At 39.8% G+C, this 17,528-nt stretch carries 18 protein-coding genes; 6 read left to right on the top strand and 12 right to left on the bottom strand.

Going from position 1 to position 17,528, the window contains the following annotated elements:
• Window positions 1-38: 38 nt before the first annotated feature.
• Window positions 39-746 (top strand): 5'-methylthioadenosine/S-adenosylhomocysteine nucleosidase, encoded by a 708-nt coding sequence (gene mtnN / locus MTF66_RS14590; protein WP_010390828.1) that lies wholly within the window; start codon window positions 39-41, stop codon window positions 744-746.
• A complete protein-coding gene (locus MTF66_RS14595; RefSeq protein ID WP_138622808.1) occupies window positions 747-1,700 on the top strand; it encodes a regulatory signaling modulator protein AmpE in 954 nt (317 codons plus the stop codon).
• Window positions 1,701-1,749: 49 nt separating this feature from the next.
• Here the strand turns inward: MTF66_RS14595 and tyrS are convergent, their stop codons facing one another.
• Window positions 1,750-2,949 (bottom strand): tyrosine--tRNA ligase, encoded by a 1,200-nt coding sequence (gene tyrS, locus MTF66_RS14600; protein ID WP_010390824.1) that lies wholly within the window; start codon window positions 2,947-2,949, stop codon window positions 1,750-1,752.
• 491 nt (window positions 2,950-3,440) lie between these two features.
• On the opposite strand from tyrS, the gene MTF66_RS14605 reads away from it, so the two are divergent.
• Window positions 3,441-4,754 (top strand): peptidoglycan DD-metalloendopeptidase family protein, encoded by a 1,314-nt coding sequence (locus MTF66_RS14605; protein WP_010390821.1) that lies wholly within the window; start codon window positions 3,441-3,443, stop codon window positions 4,752-4,754.
• A gap of 148 nt (window positions 4,755-4,902) precedes the next feature.
• On the opposite strand, the gene MTF66_RS14610 is transcribed toward MTF66_RS14605, so the two are convergent.
• The 5 genes from MTF66_RS14610 to MTF66_RS14630 form a co-directional block, all read right to left on the bottom strand.
• Window positions 4,903-5,079, bottom strand: coding sequence for a hypothetical protein (locus MTF66_RS14610; RefSeq protein WP_010390817.1), 177 nt, complete (start codon window positions 5,077-5,079; stop codon window positions 4,903-4,905).
• A gap of 19 nt (window positions 5,080-5,098) precedes the next feature.
• Complete coding sequence (locus MTF66_RS14615; RefSeq protein WP_010390816.1) at window positions 5,099-6,070, bottom strand: aldo/keto reductase family oxidoreductase; 972 nt, start codon at window positions 6,068-6,070, stop codon at window positions 5,099-5,101.
• A 139-nt stretch (window positions 6,071-6,209) separates the two neighbouring features.
• Window positions 6,210-7,340 (bottom strand): sodium ion-translocating decarboxylase subunit beta, encoded by a 1,131-nt coding sequence (locus MTF66_RS14620; RefSeq protein ID WP_008115142.1) that lies wholly within the window; start codon window positions 7,338-7,340, stop codon window positions 6,210-6,212.
• A gap of 14 nt (window positions 7,341-7,354) precedes the next feature.
• The gene (oadA, locus tag MTF66_RS14625; protein WP_010390815.1) at window positions 7,355-9,136 is read right to left on the bottom strand and encodes a sodium-extruding oxaloacetate decarboxylase subunit alpha; all 1,782 of its coding nucleotides are present in this window, start codon (window positions 9,134-9,136) and stop codon (window positions 7,355-7,357) included.
• Window positions 9,137-9,148: 12 nt separating this feature from the next.
• Complete coding sequence (locus tag MTF66_RS14630) at window positions 9,149-9,394, bottom strand: OadG family protein (RefSeq protein WP_010390814.1); 246 nt, start codon at window positions 9,392-9,394, stop codon at window positions 9,149-9,151.
• Between the two features lie 523 nt (window positions 9,395-9,917).
• Between MTF66_RS14630 and MTF66_RS14635 the strand changes: the two genes are divergently transcribed.
• The 3 genes from MTF66_RS14635 (at window position 9,918) to MTF66_RS14645 (ending at window position 10,935) form a co-directional block, all read left to right on the top strand.
• Entirely contained in the window at window positions 9,918-10,091 is a 174-nt protein-coding gene (locus MTF66_RS14635; RefSeq protein ID WP_002961939.1) for a DUF1328 domain-containing protein, read from the top strand.
• A gap of 50 nt (window positions 10,092-10,141) precedes the next feature.
• Entirely contained in the window at window positions 10,142-10,333 is a 192-nt protein-coding gene (locus MTF66_RS14640; RefSeq protein WP_008115136.1) for a hypothetical protein, read from the top strand.
• A gap of 134 nt (window positions 10,334-10,467) precedes the next feature.
• Complete coding sequence (locus MTF66_RS14645) at window positions 10,468-10,935, top strand: YcxB family protein (RefSeq protein ID WP_054202264.1); 468 nt, start codon at window positions 10,468-10,470, stop codon at window positions 10,933-10,935.
• Window positions 10,936-10,988: 53 nt separating this feature from the next.
• Here the strand turns inward: MTF66_RS14645 and csrA are convergent, their stop codons facing one another.
• From csrA to ribA, 6 genes are all read right to left on the bottom strand, one after another.
• Window positions 10,989-11,180: a carbon storage regulator CsrA gene (gene csrA, locus MTF66_RS14650; protein WP_004587515.1), complete on the bottom strand. Its 192-nt coding sequence runs from the start codon at window positions 11,178-11,180 to the stop codon at window positions 10,989-10,991.
• A 90-nt stretch (window positions 11,181-11,270) separates the two neighbouring features.
• Window positions 11,271-12,488: an aspartate kinase gene (locus tag MTF66_RS14655; RefSeq protein ID WP_055013358.1), complete on the bottom strand. Its 1,218-nt coding sequence runs from the start codon at window positions 12,486-12,488 to the stop codon at window positions 11,271-11,273.
• A gap of 6 nt (window positions 12,489-12,494) precedes the next feature.
• Window positions 12,495-15,095, bottom strand: coding sequence for an alanine--tRNA ligase (gene alaS / locus MTF66_RS14660; protein WP_054202266.1), 2,601 nt, complete (start codon window positions 15,093-15,095; stop codon window positions 12,495-12,497).
• A gap of 19 nt (window positions 15,096-15,114) precedes the next feature.
• On the bottom strand, window positions 15,115-15,567 hold the full coding sequence (locus MTF66_RS14665; RefSeq protein WP_138622806.1) for a regulatory protein RecX: 453 nt from the start codon (window positions 15,565-15,567) through the stop codon (window positions 15,115-15,117).
• On the bottom strand, window positions 15,567-16,355 hold the full coding sequence (locus tag MTF66_RS14670; RefSeq protein WP_010390805.1) for a BPSS1780 family membrane protein: 789 nt from the start codon (window positions 16,353-16,355) through the stop codon (window positions 15,567-15,569). Before MTF66_RS14670 ends, MTF66_RS14665 begins: the two co-directional genes overlap by 1 nt.
• 400 nt (window positions 16,356-16,755) lie before the next feature.
• Window positions 16,756-17,379: a GTP cyclohydrolase II gene (gene ribA, locus MTF66_RS14675; RefSeq protein WP_010390804.1), complete on the bottom strand. Its 624-nt coding sequence runs from the start codon at window positions 17,377-17,379 to the stop codon at window positions 16,756-16,758.
• Window positions 17,380-17,528: the final 149 nt, after the last annotated feature.

A 17,528-nucleotide genomic window follows, 5' to 3' on the forward strand; every position in this document is an offset into this window, starting at 1 on the left:
CGTATAATCAGCCTATTCAAATTTAGGAATTTAACACTATGAATGTTGGTATTATTGGCGCCATGGAGCCAGAAGTTAAAATTTTGCGCGAAGCGATGCAAAATCCACAGGTTTTAACCAAAGCAGGCTTTACGTTTTATACTGGTGAGCTTGCAGGTAATACTGTTACTTTAGTGCAATCAGGCATTGGTAAAGTCGCTTCAACTATTGCAACCACTTTACTTATCGATAACTTTAAACCTGATTGTGTTATTAACACAGGCTCTGCCGGTGGTTTCGATCCTTCGCTTAACGTTGGCGACGTGGTAATTTCATCAGAGGTTCGTCATCACGATGTAGATGTAACCGCATTTGGTTACGAAATTGGCCAAGTACCACAAATGCCAGCAGGCTTTGCAGCGCACCCTAAACTAGTAGAAGCCGCCGAGCAAACAATTGCACAAATTAGCGAAGTAAAAACGCTTGTTGGTTTAATTTGTACTGGTGACTCATTTATGTGTGACCCTGTTCGCATTGAAAAAGCACGCAATGACTTCCCTACAATGCTAGCAGTAGAAATGGAAGGTGCGTCAATTGCACAAACGTGTTTTGCACTTAACACACCATTTGTTGTTATTCGCTCAATGTCTGATATTGCTGGCAAAGAGTCACCGCAATCATTTGAAGAGTACTTAGAAACAGCCTCTATTAATTCATCAAAAATGGTTGTGGCATTACTAGAAAAGTTAACGGCGGTTACGCTGTAAATGCTCAATAATATTGTTCAAAATCATTTGGACTTTATTGTATTTATTTGTGCGCTCCTAGTTGAGCGCTTTTTACCTTTAGTTAGCTGGTATCACCCTAACCATATACTTTCTGCAATTTTTAACGCAATTGGCCAGCGTGTTTATAAAAAAACAGACAGCAAACAATATCATTATTTAGCCGCTTCATTAGCAAGCACACTTGTTCTAACTGTGATTATGATTATTGTCGTTTTGCTGCTGGAGTTTGCCTTTTACCCTGAACTACTATCCGGTCTTATTTTATACTTATGCCTAGAAAGCAGTAGCATAAATAAAAAAGCGATACGTATTGCGAAATTGACCAAAAAAAATCAAAAATCAACTGCTCGAGAATTATTAAAACCACTAGTAGCCCGTGAAGTTAAGGCACTTTCAAACCCAGGGATTATTAAAGCGGTTATGGAAAGTGTCATACTAAGAACGGCCCGTCATTATTTTGTGGTAATTTTCATTTTTTTACTAGTGGGCCCCATTGCTACTCTCGCCTACCGCTTGCTTACCTTAATCCAACAAGCATGGCGCACTGATATAGCTCCCGACAGCTCTTTTTTGAAACCGCTTAAACTAATTCTTTTTATTATTGAATACATACCCATGCGGTTACTCGCGCTGACAATAGCTTCACTTAAAGCCAGTAAGAAAAGCATGCATTATATTAAGCATTATGGCCGCCATTTTTATCAAACCAATACAGGCTGGTTACTAAGTGTGTACTCAGCATCTTTAGGGGTGCAACTTGGTGGGCCTGCTATTTATATTAAGCAGCGTTTCAATAAAATGCGGGTCGGTGTAGAACGCTTGCCAAGTGCTGATGATGTGCCAAAGCTACTCAACACCCTAAATCAAGCCCGTTTTTTTTGGCTACTAATTATTGTTAGCGTTGAAATTATTAGGGCTGTTCTAACTTTTTGATCAGTTATAAAAAAACCAGCCGAAGCTGGTTTTTATACTCTATGAAGTTTTAGGCTACAGTAATATTTGCAAACTTACGTTTACCTACTTGGTAAATAGCGGTTGTTCCTTTTGCTACTTCCAATTTGGTATCGGTAATTTTTTCTTCGCCGTTAAGCTTTACTGCGCCTTGTTTGATCATACGCATGGCCTCTGAAGTACTCGCCACTAAGCCAGCTTCTTTTAGCAAGTTAGCTATTAGAATAGTGTCTTCATCAATGTTAACTGTCAGCTCTGGAATTTCATCAGGTAGTGCTTTTTTCTGAAAGCGCTGAATAAAGTCATCATGAGCAGCTTGCGCATCGGCTTCGCTATGGAAACGTGCAATTAACTCTTTCGCTAATTCAATCTTAATATCGCGCGGGTTAGTGCCTTGCTCTACACGCTGTTTTTGCGCTGCAATTTGCTCAATAGAAAGGCTACTTAGCAAGTCATAGTAACGCCACATTAGTACATCACTAATTGACATGATTTTACCAAACATGTCGCTAGGCGTATCAGTAATACCTATGTAGTTTCCTAGTGACTTTGACATTTTCTGAACGCCATCAGTCCCTTCAAGTAAAGGCATCATTAGTACGGTTTGAGGTTTTTGACCTTCATCTTTTTGCAGCTCACGACCCATTAATAGGTTAAAGCGTTGATCGGTGCCGCCTAGCTCAACATCAGACTCAAGTGCAACTGAATCCCAACCCTGTACTAGTGGATATAAAAACTCATGGATTGCGATAGATTGACCGCCAGCATAGCGCTTTTTAAAGTCATCACGCTCAAGCATGCGTGCCACAGTTTGGCGCGCTGCCAATTTTATCATTCCAGCCGCGCCCAACTTCTCCATCCACGTAGAGTTAAAAGCAACAGTTGTTTTAGCTGGGTCTAAAATTTTGAAAACCTGTTCTTTATAGGTTTCAGCATTAGCAAGCACATCATCACGAGTCAGTGGCTTACGGGTAACATTTTTGCCCGTTGGATCGCCTATCATACCGGTAAAGTCACCAATTAAGAAAATAACCTCATGACCTAAATCTTGAAAGGTTTTCATTTTATTAATTAGTACAGTGTGACCTAGGTGCAAATCTGGAGCCGTAGGATCGAAACCAGCTTTAATTTTTAGCTTTTTCCCCGACTTTAATTTTTCAACCAACTCATCTTCAATTAATATCTCTTCTGCACCGCGTTTTATCTCTGCTAGAGCGGTTTGTAAATCCACTGTGTGTTACTCCAAAAAATTCTGACAACGAAGGGGGTGTATATGCTCACGATTTATTGCTAGCGCGTTTTAACAAAACAAATAAAACTATTTAGCTAACATAACAAATTTCCACTTAATTAGAACAACTTTTTTAACTAATCGCTGCACCAACTAAAATGCAGGGCGTACGTTCTAAAATGGGATATAAAAGAGCGATTAATAATACACTAAAGGTGTTTATAAAAGCCCAAAAAACAGTTTATAAATTAATCACTTCTCGCTATTAAATCGTTTTAAAAGCTAATTTAACATTACGATGAAAAAGCAAAGTATCCAAGGATATAAAATAGTGCTGTTATTCAACTTTAAACACAAACAGCCTGAATACCCTATGATTTTAGCTTAATTTAACGCGAGTTTAAATCTACAAAATACTAGTATTCATAGATTATTCGTTATATCCTGCAATATAATCTATTTATTATCTTGACAGCAGAAAAAGGCACGTTATGGTCCACGTGGTTAACACGCTCCCCAAAAAACACAAAATGCTTATTCTAGGTTTGGTTTCTGCTATTGTTGCCTTAGCCTTTTTACCTTCTGAAAAAGCCACTGCATCCAAAGACAATAGCGAGAACACGCTAGAAATTGGTAAGCGTTACGAATTACAAATAAAAGTAGGTGAAAACGAAAAACTCACCGACTTAAATTCAGAGCATGCAGCGCAAAAACTTCCAGAATATGATTTTGTCGATCACCTTGTTAAAAATGGTGACAATTTAGCGAACATTTTTAAGCGCGCTGGTTTTTCTGCGCAAACGCTTTACAAACTGGTTAACACAAATGCTGAAACACGCAAGCTTACCAAAATTCATCCAGGTGAAACACTAAGCTTTGCTACTGCAAAAGATGGTTCGTTGGCTCAGTTACGTTACGTTATATCTAAAACAGATACCTTATATGTCACCCTTAATGACGAAGGCCAATACGATACTTCAATTGACAGCAAAGAAATAGAAACACTGAGCAAAACCGCCGGTGGGGAAATTTCTAGCAGTTTTTGGACGTCAGCGATCGCTGCAGGTTTAAGTGAACGCCAAATCATGAACTTTGCCGATATATTTGGTTGGGACGTGGATTTTGCAAATGACATCCGTAAAGGTGATGAATTTGGCTTAATATATGAATCTCATTTTGTTGACGGTGAATTTATTGGCACCGGTAAAATTATTGCCGCAGAATTTATAAACCAAGGCGAACGTTACACAGCAATTCGACACACAGACGGTAATTTTTATACCCCTGAAGGGCGTAGTATGAAAAAAGCCTTCTTACGTGCACCTGTTAACTTTAAATATATTAGCTCAAGCTTTAATCCTCGCCGCTTACACCCTGTTACAGGACAAGTAAAAGCACACCGAGGTATTGACTACGCTGCGCGTACAGGCACGCCTGTTGTATCATCAGGTAATGGTAAAGTTATCAAAGCGGGCTACAGTAAATATAACGGTAATTACGTATTTATAAGCCACGGTACACAATACGTTACTAAGTACTTGCACCTTAACAAACGCCTAGTTAGAACAGGGCAAAAAATCAAACAAGGTGAGAAAATTGGTACTGTAGGCTCAACAGGTCGAGTAACTGGGGCACATTTACATTATGAGTTTTTAGTTAACGGTGTTCATCGTAATCCCAAAACTGTGAAACTACCTAAATCTGAGCCATTACCACGCTCAGAGCTTGCTAAGTTTAAGCCTATTGCTGATAACTTTATTGCGCAACTTGAGCGTAACAGAGAGCTTCAGTTGGCACTTAAATAAAGAGTTTAATAATTAAATAAAAAAGCCTTTGCAGGGATAACCCGCAAAGGCTTTTTTGTATGTGATGATTATACCAACCAGCATAGATATTTGAATAGTTTCACGAATTACCCATTGTATCTAAGCTGCTTGGTGCTAAATTTCAGAGTTAATTTACGAGTACATAAATAAGCTGCACAACCAAAGAGATCATCACCAGTGGCCAAATATACTTACTATATTTAGTAGCGCTCTCAAGCCCCATTTTACTTTGGTATTTTTCCAGTAACGGAATAATGATCACCAAAGCAATGACTAAGCTAATTAAAATAACAAATATGTTCATATCATCACCCTACACTAGGTTATGGTAAAGCGCAGCCTTTCGCGCTGATATATAGCTCATACCAATGCTCACGACTTAAGTTAACATTAACCGCATCACAGGATGCTTTTATACGCTCTATATTAGTAGTGCCAATAATTGGTTGAATTGATGCTGGGTGGCGCAACAACCATGCTAATACGATAGCTTCAGCTGTTGTACCATAAAGTATGGCAAGCTTACTGACTAAAATACTGGTATTAATATCTGCAGGCGAGGCCTTTGATAAATCACCACCAGAGTATAAGCCTTGGCATAAACTGCCCCAACTTTGAATCTGAATTTCATGCTCACGGCAATATTCAATATTGCCTGGGGTAAAGTTAATATCCTTGCCATCAGCATTACCCACATAAACGCCTTCATCAACCCATTGATGTTTTTGTAAACTCGCTTCGATTTGATTTGCCACAATCGGCATATCTAAAGCGCGTTGCAAAAACCGTATTTGATATTGCGACATATTAGACACCGCAAAATGACGCACTTTGCCACTTTCTTTTAAACAACTAAATACTTGTGCAACTTCCTCTACTTCCATTAAAGGATCTGGGCGATGCAGCATAAGTATATCTAAATATTCGGTATTTAATCGCTTTAATGAGCCCTCTACTGAGCGCTCAATCCAATCAGCTGAAAAGTCATAACGTTGTGGGTTTTTATCATCAGCAAAGCGAATACCACACTTAGACTGAATATACATTTTCTCTCTAAGTTCTGGTCGCTCAGCCAGAGCTTGACCAAAAACATGTTCGGCTTTGCCTAAGGTATAAATATCAGCATGATCGAAAAAATTAATTCCGCCTTCAATGGCGGCATCTATGCATGAATGAGTTTGTTGTAAATGCGCACTGGTAATCGCATCTTTATTCCATGCGCCTCCCAAACCCATACAGCCGAAAACAAGTTTGCTTACATTCGGGAGATATTTTGCCAGCGGAGTGTGTAACATTTTGACAGCCCTTTAAAAAATGAAGAGTGATTACTTTAAACAAAAAACCCTATACAAGAAACCGCTTAAGTCAAAACAGTGAATTTTATGCAAAAAAAAGCGCAGTAAACTGCGCTAATAGGTTGAGTCTAAATTATATTTAACCCACAAGAGCGAGTAAAATACCTGCCGCAACAGCACTACCAAGCACCCCTGCAACATTAGGCCCCATGGCATGCATTAATAAGAAGTTATGCGGGTTATTTTCAAGCCCAACCTTATTAACAACACGTGCTGCCATAGGCACAGCGGATACACCCGCAGCACCAATTAATGGGTTTATGGGGGTTTTTGATATCTTATTTAAGCCTTTAGCCATAAATACACCTGAGGCTGTACCAATAGCAAACGCCAGTGCACCCAGTACCAAAATACCAATAGTTTCTACTGTTAAGAACTGCTCGGCAGCAAGTTTAGAGCCCACTGCAAGTCCTAGAAATATAGTGGTGATATTAATGATTTCGTTTTGCGCACTGTTGCTGAGCCTATCAACTACACCCGACTCACGCATTAAGTTACCTAAACAGAACATACCAACCAGCGGAATTGCCGCAGGTAAGAATATAGCAGTTAAGGTAAGCACCATCAGTGGGAAAATAATTTTTTCCTTTTTAGATACTTTACGCAGTTCTGGCATTTGAATTTTGCGTTCTTCAGGCGTTGTAAACGCACGCATGATAGGTGGCTGAATAATAGGAACCAACGCCATGTACGAGTACGCAGCCACCGCTATAGCGCCCAGTAAATCAGGGGCCAGCTTTGACGCTAAAAAGATAGCGGTTGGCCCATCTGCACCACCAATAATCGCAATTGCAGAAGCATCTTGTAAGCTAAATTCAAATCCAGGAATAAAGTTAAGTAAAATAGCGCCAAATAACGTCGCAAAAATACCAAACTGCGCTGCCGCACCTAATAGCAACATACGCGGGTTGGCAATCAAGGCACTAAAATCAGTTAAGGCCCCCACTCCCATAAATATTAATAGCGGAAAAATACCGGTATCAATACCAACATAATAAACATAGTAAAGTAAGCCACCTGGATCTGATAAACCAGCTACTGGAATATTAGTTAAAATAGCTCCGAAACCAATGGGCAGTAGTAATAACGGCTCAAAGTTTTTGGCAATTGCTAAAAATAATAGCAAACAACCAACGGCAATCATGATCAGCCCAGGAAATGTAAAGTTAGCAATGCCTGTGGCATGCCAGAGGTTTAAAATACCATCCATCCTCTATTTACTCCTTAAGCTAGTGCAATCATTGCATCGCCGGTTGACACTGAATCGCCCTCAGAAACAAGCACCTCAGCAATCGTACCGGTATGCATGGCGCGTACTTCGGTTTCCATTTTCATGGCTTCCATAATAATTACCACATCACCTTCATTGACTACCTGACCGGGTTTTACTTTAATTTTAAAAATATTACCGGCCAGTGGTGCATTTAGAGTTTCACCCGAGGCAACCGATGCTGACTGTGGAATATGCTCTGAGTCTTTTAACGTCACCTCTTTAAGCTCACCACCTTGAGCAACCACGACATCGTATACTTTACCGTCTACTTTAACGCTGTATTGCTCTGCCTTAACGCTTTTATTGTTTGCCGCTGATTTTTCAGGTGCTTTATTGGCGTTATCATCAGCGCTAGGAACAGGCTCAAATGCATCAGGATTGTTACGGTTTTTAATAAATTTCAAACCAATCTGCGGAAATAATGCATAGGTAAGCACATCATCAATTTGCTCATCGGCTAAAGTTAGCCCTTGCTCCTGCGCAAGCTTGCTTAACTCAGCTTCTAAAGTTTCAAGTTCAGGTTTAATAATATCTGCAGGGCGACAGGTAATTGCTTCACTGCCATCAAGTACGCGCTCTTGAAGCTCTTTATTCATTGGTGCAGGTGTTGAACCATACTCACCTTTTAATACGCCAGCAGTTTCTTTGGTAATGGTTTTATAACGCTCACCAGTGAGTACATTTAATACCGCTTGAGTACCAACAATTTGTGAGGTAGGTGTAACGAGTGGAATAAAGCCTAAATCTTCACGTACTCGTGGAATTTCAAGTAGCACTTCGTTTAGTTTATCAGCAGCACCTTGCTCTTTAAGCTGGTTTTCCATGTTAGTTAACATACCACCTGGTACTTGGGCTAATAAAATTCGGCCATCGACACCTTTTAAGCTGCCTTCAAACGCAGCGTACTTTTTACGTACGTCTCTAAAGTAAGCGGCAATTTCTTCTAGGTGGTTTAAATCAAGCCCGGTGTCACGCTCGGTCCCTTCAACGATTGCAGCAATTGTTTCAGTTGCTGAATGGCCATAAGTCATGCTCATAGACGATACAGCTGTGTCGAGCATATCAATGCCGGCATCAATCGCTTTTTGATAAGTAGCGGTGCTTAAACCCGTTGTTGCATGGCATTGCATAGCAATAGGTATGGAAACCGTTTCTTTTAACGCTTTAATGAGTTCTTCTGCATCGTAAGGCTTAAGCAATCCCGCCATATCTTTAATACAAATTGAATGACAACCCAATTCTTCAAGCTGCTTAGCAAGTGTTAACCACATATCTAATGTATGTACAGGGCTTACTGTGTAAGAAATTGTACCTTGTGCATGTGCCCCTACTTTAACCGCCGCTTTTATGGCAGTTTCTAAGTTACGTACATCATTCATGGCATCAAAAATACGAAATACGTCTACGCCATTTTTGTGAGCGCGCTCAACAAACTTCTCAACCACATCATCAGCATAATGGCGATATCCCAATAAGTTCTGACCACGAAGTAGCATTTGCTGTGGTGTATTTGGCATCGCTTTTTTAAGCGCGCGAATACGCTCCCATGGATCTTCACCTAAATAACGAATACATGAATCAAAGGTAGCTCCCCCCCAAGATTCTATAGACCAATAACCTGCGTCATCAATTTTTTTTGCAATAGGTAACATGTCGTCTAATCGCATGCGGGTAGCTAAGAGCGACTGATGTGCGTCACGAAGTACGAGTTCTGTTATTTTTAATTTAGCCATTGGTATGCTCCTCTAATTATTATTTGTTTTGTACTGAGCAATGGCAGCACTAATTGCAGCGATGTGCTCATTTGGCACACCTTGAGATTTAAAAGATGGTGTTCTCTGTGATGCTTCTAGTTCTGGCTGAGAAAACTTGCTAGCCAGCTTAGACATGAGTGTCACTGCACCAATCAATAAAGAAAGAAATACAAACACACCCACCATGCCTGTTAGCATTAAATTGCCTGCAGTTGTGAGTAAAGCCCCTATATCCATAATTCTCCCCTGTTTAAAACCAAATACATAAAAAATCGGTTTATTTAAATAACTATTCACCAATAGTAACAAAAACTATTCTTTTGTCTACACGTTGTAAATTGGTAAAACCAATTAATCTAAAAGTAACATATCACCAATAAGGTTAACACCACCTAAAATAGCTTATTTAACCCAGATATATAGATGCTAAAAATGTTCGTTATAAACAAAGAATATATAAAAACACTAATACTTTGTAAAAACACATATAAAACAAACCTATTGTGCTAACCCACTAATAACCTTCAAAACAAATGTTAATTGGTCTTACCAAAATAAAAAAAGCAACAACTATTTATTATCTCATCAGAGACAACTGTGAATAAGTTACCGATAAGATCGTAAAAATTACCAACTCAATATAAAGCCAATCGCGAAAAAACAAAATAAGCCATTGATTTAAAACAAAATAAAATACTGGCACATTACTCGCTTATATAAAAACAACACTTTAACACTTAGATAAATCAAGGAGATGACAATGTTACGCTGGACAATTACATTTTTGGTGATCGCACTAATCGCAGCCGTTTTAGGATTTGGTGGTATTGCAGGAGCCGCAGCAGGAATTGCTAAGATCATATTTTTTATCTTTTTAGTTTTACTGGTTATTTCACTTGTCTCTGGCGCTTTACGTGGTAAAAGCCCCAGGTAGATAAGAAACAACGAACTCTCTTTTTAAATTTATATACAAGGAATTACATTATGAAATCATCAACACTTAAAGCAGCAGCTATTGGTCTATTCGCAAGTGCATTTATTATGGGTTGTGAAGACAATCATGCAGAAGAAGCCGGTGAGCGTATTGACGAAGCCGTGACAGATGTTCAAAACAAGGTAGAAGATACCTGTGAAGAAGTAAAAGAAGGCGTTAATGCCGAAGAGACAAATTGCTAATATTATTTATTTAGCTAAGAAACGACCTACGGGTCGTTTTTTTATGCCTAAAATATAAATAGTTTCTAGTCATTTCCCCTTTTAAGCTGCGCATTAGGCTAAAATAATAAAAAATAGCTTTTAAGTGCAAACACATGGTCTTTACAACAACTTATAAACTCGATAAACCTTATTTTTATGAATGCTTCGACCAATCGCTGCCTTATAGTAAGCGTTCACAACCTAAATACTTTTTATTGGCGCTACTTGTGGTTTTAGGGTTATTTGGCATTTATGGTTTAGGCGATCATTACCTTGGTACATTCTTGCTTATGTTAGCTTTACTTGAATGTATTGCCTTTTATTATCGTCGTCCTTGGTGGGTAACAAGACAAATGCTTAGCAGAGCATCTGGTTCTGAAGTCACTCTCACCTTCGACGAGGACGGAATAAAATCAACCAATCATTACAAGAATTACCAGTTAGCTTGGCACGACATTAATGAAGTAATTACTACAGATTGCGGCCTATTGTTAAAAAGTAAAAGCGGTATGCAATACATTTCTAAGGCAATACTCGACGAAGAAACGATTGATTTTATACACAAAAAAGCCACTCAATGAGTGGCTTTTACAAATGTCATAGTTATTAACTAGCACATTTTATACTATGTTGATTAAGCATTGCCCGGATTAGGGTTAGACTTTTCAGCTTGTATGCGCATGTAAATTTCTTCACGATGAACTGATACGTCTTTAGGTGCGTTAACACCGATACGAACTTGATTTCCTTTAACACCCAGAACAGTAACGGTTACTTCGTCACCAATCATCAGGGTCTCGCCTACTCTACGAGTTAGTATTAGCATTCTCTTGCTCCCATGTTCCAATAAAATTATAAGATTCCGCACACACATTTTAATTAAAATTAGACTAAAAAGTAAGTAAAAACTCTCAATCTATTCATTTTCTGTTAAAAATGTCTTATGTAATGCACGAACAGCCAGCTCGAGGTATTTTTCATCTATTAAAACTGAAATCTTTATCTCTGAGGTTGAAACAAACATCACATCAATATTCTCTTGTGCTAACGAATCAAAAAATAAACTCGCTACCCCAGAATGAGATTTCATCCCCATACCTACAGCTGACACTTTCGCCACATTAGTTAATCCGTCAATTGCCTGTGCGTCAAATTGCTGTTGCTCAGCCGTTAACAAATCAAGTGCGTTTAAATAATCATTTAAATGCACAGTAAAAGCATAGTCGACTTTTTCAACTTTATGATTAATTTGATTAATCATATCTATTTCGATGCCATTATCTGCAAAAAGTTTCAAAATTTTTGCAAGCGCTTTAGTGCCTTGCGGTACTCCATGTACCTTAATCAAACACTCGTCTCGATTAAATGCAATACCCGACACAACGTTACTCGCCACATCGCTCTCCTCAAAACTAATTAATGTACCTTCATCAGGTTTAAAGCTAGATAACACTCTTAATGGTACATTGTGCTTACCAGCCGACTCTACAGAGCGAATATGTAGCACTTTAGCACCTAAACTAGCCAGCTCAAGCATTTCGGCAAAGGTTACATGGCTTAAACGTCGTGCATTAGGTTCAATACGAGGATCTGTTGTATATACGCCATCAACATCAGTATAGATCTGACATTCATCCGCTTTTATTGCACCCGCTATTTCAACCGCAGAGGTATCGGTGCCACCACGCCCAAGCGTAGTCACGTTGCCCTCAATATCGCGCCCCTGAAAGCCGGCAATAATAGCAATACGGTTATGTTCAAGTTCATGTTTTAAACGCGTTGCAGCCACGTCCTCTACACGGGCTTTACCGAACATGTTATCGGTTAATATATTCACCTGATCGGCTAACAAGCTTACCGCAGAATGGCCGCGTTTAATAATCGCCATCGCTAATAAAGCTATAGAGACTTGTTCACCGGTACTGAGTAATACATCGAGTTCACGACTACTCGGGCGAGAGTCGATTTGTTTGGCAAGATTAATTAAGCGATTGGTTTCTCCCGACATTGCCGAAAGCACCACCACCACTTGGTGGCCTTGTTGCTTAGTTTTAACAACAAGGTCGGCGACCGCTTCAATACGCTCTATTGAGCCTACCGAAGTGCCGCCAAATTTTTGAACTATAAGTGCCACTTAAGCTTAAGTACGCTCAGTTAACCAAGCTGTTACGCTATCAAGTGCTGCAGTTAAGTTTTGTGGCTCAGAACCACCCGCTTGCGCCATATCTGGACGACCGCCGCCTTTACCACCTACTTGGCCTGCCATGTGGTTAACTAACTCACCCGCTTTTACTTTACCGGTCAAGTCTTTAGTTACACCCGCAATTAGGCTTACTTTATCACCGCTGGCAACACCTAAAGCAATAACGCCTGAGCCAATCTTATTTTTAAGATCATCAACCATGCCACGAAGCGCTTTTGATTCAGTTCCTTCAACGTTGGCAACTAACAATTTAACCCCATTAATTTCAACCACTGAATCAAGTAACGATGCACCTGCCGCACTGGCTAGTTTATCGTTAAGTTGGGCAACTTGCTTTTCAAGTCCTTTCGACTTTTCAAGTAAGGCAGTTACTTTTTCAAGTACTGACGCACTGTCACCTTTTACAAGCGCTGCAACATCTGCTAATTGCTGTTCTTGTTCATTAACATAAGCGATTGCTTCTGCACCGGTTACCGCCTCAATACGACGAACACCGGCAGCAATACCGCTTTCAGATACAATTTTGAATAAACCAATGTCACCTGCACGCTCTACGTGTGTACCACCACAAAGCTCAATTGAGTAATCACCTATGGTTACTACACGTACTTCGTCATCGTACTTTTCGCCAAACAATGCCATAGCACCTTTTGCTTTAGCATCATCAATTGCCATTAGCTCAGTATTAAGTGCAAAGTTACGACGAATTTCGTCATTTACTACACGTTCAATTTCGCGCAGTTCTTGTTTGGTCACCGCTTCAAAATGTGAGAAGTCAAAACGCAGACGATCTGGCTGCACAAGTGAGCCTTTTTGCGATACGTGCTCACCTAAAAGCTGACGCAATGCTTCATGTAAAATGTGCGTAGCTGTGTGATTTTTCTTAATGCTTTCACGACGCGCATCGTCAATTGTCGCATCCACTTTATCGTTAACGCCAATACGCCCTTGTACTGTTCCATGATGAGCAAAAGCATTACCCAATTTAGTGGTATTCGTTACATTAAACTCACCACCGGCAACAGTAATTGTTCCGCTATCACCAATTTGGCCGCCTGATTCAGCGTAAAACGGAGTACGGTCTAAAACAATAATACCTTGCTGACCATCTTCTAATAACGATACAGATTCGCCACCGGCAAAAATTTCTACTACAGTGCCACGGTAATGATTACTATCGTAGCCTTTAAAATCAGTGTGCTTATCTGATTTTAATTGCTCATTATAATCTGCACCAAATTTGCCCGCTTGCTGTGCTGTTTTACGTTGCACTGCCATACATGCTTCAAAACCTTGATGGTCAATGGTCATTTGGCGTTCACGCGCTACATCAGCTGTTAAATCGGCAGGGAAACCATAGGTATCGTAAAGCTTAAATACTAAGTCACCTGGGATCACATCCCCGGTTAAATCACTTAGGCTTTCTTCTAAAATAGCTAAACCACGCTCAAGCGTTTTACCAAACTGCTCTTCTTCAATACGTAGTACTTTTTCAATAATTTCTTGTTGCTTAGCAAGCTCTGGGTACGCTTGACCCATTTGCTCAATAAGTGCAGCAACCAATTTATAGAAAAACGCGCCTTTAGCACCTAACTTATTACCGTGACGTACTGCACGACGAATAATACGACGCAATACATAACCACGGCCTTCGTTTGATGGCATAACCCCATCTGAAATTAAAAACGCACACGAACGAATATGATCCGCAACCACGCGAAGCGACTTATCATCCATATCTTGTGCATTAGTAACGCTTGCAGCGGCGGCAATTAAGCCTTGGAATAAATCGATTTCGTAGTTTGAATGCACACCTTGTAAAATAGCTGAAATACGCTCAAGGCCCATACCAGTATCAACAGATTGCTTAGGAAGTGGCTCCATAGTCCCGTCGCTTTGACGGTTGTATTGCATAAATACTAAGTTCCAAATTTCAATGAAACGGTCGCCATCTTCTTCAGGAGTGCCCGGAGGACCACCCCAAATGTGCTCACCGTGATCATAAAATATTTCAGAACATGGACCACAAGGGCCGGTATCACCCATAGACCAAAAATTATCGCTCGTTGCAATACGAATAATACGATCTTCAGGTAAACCTATATCGTTAGCCCAGTAGCCAAAGGCTTCTTCGTCATCATGGTAAATGGTCACTAACAGCTTTTCTTTTGGTAGTTTTACAACCTCAGTTAAAAACTCCCACGCAAATTTAATTGCATCTTGCTTAAAGTAATCACCAAAGCTGAAATTACCTAGCATTTCGAAAAAGGTATGATGACGTGCTGTGTAACCAACATTTTCTAAATCGTTGTGTTTACCACCAGCACGCACACAACGCTGAGAGCTAGTTGCGCGTGTATAAGGGCGGCTTTCGGCGCCTAAAAATACATCTTTAAATTGCACCATACCGGCATTATTAAATAACAACGTGGCATCGTTACCCGGTATAAGCGAACTAGAAGGAACAACTTGATGTTGTTTGCTGGCAAAAAAGTCTAAAAACTGTTGCCTAATTTGTGCGGTAGTCATGTGCTGCATGTGAAAGTCTCACCTGTATTTACTGTGCTTGCATTGCAAAATTTATTTGATCATAGCTAAAACCTCGATACATTAAGTAGCGCACGCGCTTAGCTTTTTCTTTGTACTCGAGGTCTGCCGGTGTCGTTGAATATTTTTTGTTGTACGCTTCCTGCGCGAGCTCAAACCAATCTATTTCCAGCTCATCAACCACTGTTTCAAGCAGTGCTCTATTAATCCCTTTACTCATGGCCTCACTTTGAATTCGCTTTAAGCCATGGCATTTAAATATGTGTTTTCTGACAAACCCTTCACAGTAACGCTGCTCGTTAATAAAATTGTGCTTTTCACACCAATCAAGCAGGTTTTCTATGAACTCGTCGGTTGCTTCTCTTTGCTGTAACTTTTGGGTTAACTCACGGCGCGAATACTCTTGCCGACCAAGCAACCAAAGCACATAGTTTTTTAACTTTTGTTTTAACGTATCATCCATTAAGCGTCAAAGCGTCCGCTTTGCTCGCTACTTAAAGGCTTAATGTTACTGTCATCACTTGGTGGCACAACGGGCATAAAAATAGCCTGATAAGATACAAAGAAACTAATGTAGCAAATTGGCATTAAAATCAACAGCGGTAGTAGCGATAAGAACATCGACAACACCATTAATAATGCGCAAATAATACCATAAACACTTAATGGTAAAATATTATAATAAAACACCATAAACGAACTTTTTAAGGCATTTAAAATACGTTGCTCTTTATTAAAATAAACCAGCGGTACTGCGTAGGCAAACGAAGTAAAGTAAATAGAGAGCGCAATTAAAAACAATGCCACGTTAGCAAGCGAAATACTCTCAAGCATTTGACTAACAGCGGTGTTTGGATCTAGGCCAGGCTGTGTCATAACCGCCATTGCATCAGCAAATAACCCATTGGCGAGCAAGGCAATTAAAATACCGGCACCCATTTGATAAAGCGCTAAGCGAAATAAGCCTAAGCGATTTCCTTTGGCTGAAAAGGGCTTCAAAATATCGGCTAACATAATTTTTCCGCCCTGCTGCTTGGTAAGCACGGCTTGATAAAAACCAGCGGTTAAAAATGGTGTAGCCAATGCTGCAGCTATTTGTAATACCGGCAAAAATAACGACAACAAGCCAACAATGCCAATAAACAAATGCATAAAAATAAAAGTTAATGGCTGAGTTTTAAAAATTAGCCAACCCGCTTTAAACCATTTTAATGCCGCATCAGCTTTAAAAATTCGTAATTGTGTAGACATACTTGCTCTTAATTAAAACAAAACACGCCGAGTATAACTCGGCGCTGGTTGGTATTACATAGGTGGCGGCGATAAATGCCGTTAATATTAGGGTCTGTTGCCCTTTACGGATTAAAATTTGTTCAAACTAGGGGCGGTTTAATCGCGGCGCGAGGTTTGTAACCTAGTGGGCTAAGTAAAAACCGAGCAAAGCTTCCGCGTCCTGCTCACGCCCCTTACCTACATCCATGTAGGCAACAAAGAGTAAATCGCCCCTAGGCAGAACCCTTCGGGCAGCGCCTGTTTGGCATTGATGCTGCGTTATCGCCTATTTATGGGGAATAACCACACCACATAGGCTCTGCCTTGCCTAAATACCAAACAGACTGCTGCAAATTCAACCTTGAAAGGTCAACAGACCCTAAGGTTTTTTAATTTTCTTAATATCTAGCATGTGAGAGCCATGCTTAATCTTTGTCTCTAAATACGCTTTATTACCTGAAAGCCCAGCTTTAATGTGAGCATGAGTACCCACAACAGAATCAACTTCTATACCTGCATCTTTTAATGCATTGAGCTTTTTAGGGTTATTAGTCATTAATTTAACGTGCTTTAAATTAAGCGCATTGAGCATTAACACTGCATCTGAAAAGTCACGTAAGTCATCAGCAAAACCTAAATGGTTATTAGCTTCGTAAGTATTCATACCTTGTGATTGCAGTACATACGCATCAATTTTATTATATAAACCAATACCACGCCCTTCTTGGCGTAAATAAAGTAAAATACCGCCCTGCTCATGCATCATTTCAATACACTCGTTTAACTGCTCACCACAATCACAGCGTGACGAATGAAATACATCACCGGTTAAACATTCAGAATGCATACGAATAAGTGGGACACCTTGCTGGGTATCGGCGTTATTAAATACTAAAGCAACATGCTCTTGGCCATCTTTTAAGCCACTAAACGAGATAATTTCTGCAGGAATATCACTATTTTTGCCAACATTAAGCTGGACTCTTGCTCTTACTTGCGCCACGACCAATCCAAATATTAAAAAACTACGACACGATAAAGTGATAATATCACAAAAGTTCAAAATTGGATCGTAGTACACCCTAAGTAATGTCAAATATATTGCGACGACAGCGGCTATTTTCAATATGTAAGCATAAATATATTAGCAAC

Source organism: Pseudoalteromonas sp. 2CM39R (assembly GCF_023161845.1).